Here is a 3376-nt window from a genome sequence, read left to right as displayed (position 1 = left end):
CGGCAAGGTCGAGCCCGGCGAGCACGAGCTCGACGCGCTCGTCCGGGAGTGCCGGGAGGAGCTCGACGTCGAGATCGAGGTCGGTCCGCCGCTCGGTGAGGTCGGGCTGTCCAGCCCCGGATGGGTGCTGCGGGTGTGGCTCGGCCGGGTGACGCGCCGGCAGCCCCGGCTCGTCGAACATGACGAGCTGCTCTGGCTCGGCGTGGCCGAACTGGACGATGTCCGGTGGATGCCGGCCGACGGTCCCCTGGTGGCGGAGTTGCGCCGCATGCTGTCGACTCCCGGATCGCTCTTCTGAAGGTCGACTCTTCTGAAGGCCGGCGACGGGAGGTCGCGGATCGGTGAAGCCCCGGACCGGTGAAGCTCGTTGTGGCCGAGGCGTCCGTGCCATGGGTGCACCCGTACCATGAGTGGCGGTGCGACCGTTGCCGGTGTACGCGTGACGGGCAGATCGTCGTGCCGCGGCGCCGACACCATGGCGGACACTCGCCAGAACGTTCGCGTCACCGGTTCATGCGTTACCGTCGTTTCATGCGGTGACGTCGTCGTTGTTGCGGGGTCGCGAACCCCATGTCCGCCCCGGAGCGCATCACCGTGTCTCTTCGTGCCGATCTTCGAAACGTGGCAATCATCGCCCACGTCGACCACGGCAAGACCACCCTCGTCGACGCCATGCTGCGCCAGTCCGGCGCGTTCGGCGAGCATGCCGAGCTCACCGACCGCGTGATGGACTCGATGGACCTGGAGCGCGAGAAGGGCATCACGATTCTCGCGAAGAACACCGCGGTCCGTTACGGCGACATCACGATCAACATCGTTGACACGCCCGGTCACGCCGACTTCGGCGGTGAGGTCGAGCGCGGCCTGTCGATGGTCGACGGCGTCCTGCTGCTCGTGGACGCGAGCGAGGGCCCGCTGCCCCAGACGCGCTTCGTCCTGCGCAAGGCGCTCGCGGCGCGGCTGCCGGTGGTGCTCGTCATCAACAAGGTGGATCGGTCGGACGCCCGGATCGCCGAGGTGGTTGACGAGACCTACGAGCTCTTCCTCGACCTCGACGCCGACGAGGACCAGATCGACTTCCCGATCGTCTACTGCAACGCGAAGGCGGGTCGTGCCTCCACCACCCGCCCGGCCGACGGGGTGAGCCCGGACTCACCCGATCTCAAGCCGCTGTTCGACCTTCTGCTGGAGACCGTGCCGGCGCCGTCGTTTGATCCTGACTCGCCGCTGCAAGCCCTGGTCACCAACCTCGACGCGTCCCCGTACCTCGGCCGGCTCGCGCTGTGCCGGGTGCACAACGGCACGATCAAGCGTGGTCAGCCGGCGACGCTGTGCCGGGCCGACGGCAGCCAGCAGCGCGTCAAGATCAGCGAGATGCTGATGACGCAGGCGCTTGAGCGGGTACCGGCGGAGTCGGCCGGGCCGGGCGACATCATCGCCATCGCCGGCATCCCCGACATCACGATCGGGGAGACCCTCGCCGACGCCGATGATCCCCGGACGCTGCCGGTTATCACCGTCGACGAACCGTCCATCAGCATGACGATCGGCATCAACACCTCCCCGCTCGCCGGCCGTTCCGGCAAGAAGCTGACGGCGCGGCTGGTCAAGAACCGGCTGGACGCCGAGCTCGTCGGCAACGTGTCGATCCGGGTCCTGCCCACCGAGCGGCCGGACACCTGGGAGGTGCAGGGCCGCGGGGAGCTGCAGCTCGCCGTGCTTGTCGAGCTGATGCGGCGCGAGGACTTCGAGCTGACCGTCGGCAAGCCGCAGGTCGTCACCCGCACTGTCGACGGTAAGGTCCACGAGCCGGTGGAGCGCCTCACCATCGACGCGCCCGAGGAGTTCCTCGGCACGCTGACCCAGCTGCTCGCGCTGCGCAAGGGCCGGGTCGAGCAGATGGTCAACCACGGCACCGGCTGGATCCGGCTGGAGTACCTGGTCCCGGCCCGCGGGCTGATCGGGTTCCGGACCGAGTTCCTCACCGAGACTCGGGGTACCGGGCTGCTGCACCACGTCTTCGACCGGTACGAGCCCTGGTTCGGGGAGCTGCGCACCCGGGCGACAGGCTCCATGGTCGCCGACCGCAGCGGGGTGGCGACCGCGTACGCCCTGTTCAACCTCCAGGAACGCGGCACGATGTTCGTCGGGCCGACGACCGAGGTCTACGAGGGCATGATCGTGGGTGAGAACTCCCGGGCGGACGACATGGACGTCAACCCGACCAAGGAAAAGAAGCTCACCAACATGCGTTCATCCACCGGCGACGAGCTGGTCCGGCTCACCCCGCACCGGATACTCACCCTTGAGCAGGCGCTGGAGTTCTGCCGCGAGGACGAGTGCGTGGAGGTCACCCCGGGCTTCGTGCGTCTGCGCAAGGTGGCGCTGACCGCAGCCGAGCGCGAGAAGATCCGCTCCCGCCGCCGAGTCTGAGCGGTCCCCAGATTGCGGCAAAGCTACCCGTAGGGTCGTCAATGTGACGACAGCTACCCCATCATCACCCTCTACTGCGCCACTTCCCACCCGGCGGGCGATGTTCGTGCACGCCCACCCCGATGACGAGGTGATCTCGACGGGGATCGCGCTTGCCTCGTACGCCGCCTCCCCCGACACCCACGTCACCCTCGTGACGTGCACGTTGGGGGAGGAGGGGGAGGTACTGGTGCCCGAGCTGATCCATCTGCGGGCGGATCGGGGCGACCAGCTCGGTGGCTACCGGATCGGCGAGCTGGCCGGTGCCTGTGCCGCGCTCGGCATCACCGACCAGCGCTTTCTTGGCGGTCCCGGGCGTTGGCGGGACAGCGGGATGATCGGCACCCCCGCCAACGACCATCCCCGCTGCCTGTGGCGGGCGGACCTGGACGAGGCCGCGGCGGAGCTGGTGCGGATCGTGCGCGAGGTCCGGCCGCAGGTGCTCGTCAGCTACGACGCCCGTGGTGGTTACGGGCACCCCGATCACATTCGGGCCCACGAACTCACCCGGCGGGCCTTCACCGACGCCGCCGACCCGTCCTTCGCCCCGCAGGCCGGTCCGGTCTGGCAGGTCGCCAAGCGCTACGAGACGGCGCTGGCGCGATCGAGCGCCGTCGCGGGCTTCGAGTACTTCCGCGATTCCGCCGCTGAGAGCAACCCGTTCGCGGGTCTGAAGTCCGTGGACGAGCTGGGGGTGACGCTTGTCGACGATGCGGACATCACGACCGAGCTCTCCGCTCCCCACTTCTTCGAGGCGAAGATCGCAGCCATGCGGTCGCACCGGACGCAGATGAGCGTTGACGGGTTCTTTTTCGCGCTCGCCGACGGCATCGGCCAGCGAGCCTGGAGTGTCGAGCACTTCGTGCTGGCCGAGGGCGCCCGGGGGCCGGGGGACGGTCCGGAG

The 3376-nt window shown here is 68.9% G+C and carries 3 protein-coding genes; all 3 read left to right on the top strand.

The features are described from left to right. Window positions 1-298: NUDIX domain-containing protein (locus AC08OX_RS03015; RefSeq protein WP_476606392.1), on the top strand; the 298-nt coding region annotated here is incomplete at its 5' end. Window positions 299-570: 272 nt separating this feature from the next. After that, window positions 571-2433, top strand: coding sequence for a translational GTPase TypA (gene typA, locus AC08OX_RS03010; RefSeq protein ID WP_476606391.1), 1863 nt, complete (start codon window positions 571-573; stop codon window positions 2431-2433). 100 nt (window positions 2434-2533) lie between these two features. Next, a partial coding sequence (gene mshB / locus AC08OX_RS03005) for an N-acetyl-1-D-myo-inositol-2-amino-2-deoxy-alpha-D-glucopyranoside deacetylase (protein WP_476606390.1) occupies window positions 2534-3376 on the top strand: 843 nt, incomplete at its 3' end.

This window comes from Frankia sp. CoBUL1, from assembly GCF_978021245.1.
Note: the sequence above shows the minus strand (reverse complement) of the source record. Positions and strands in the feature narration are given on the sequence as shown.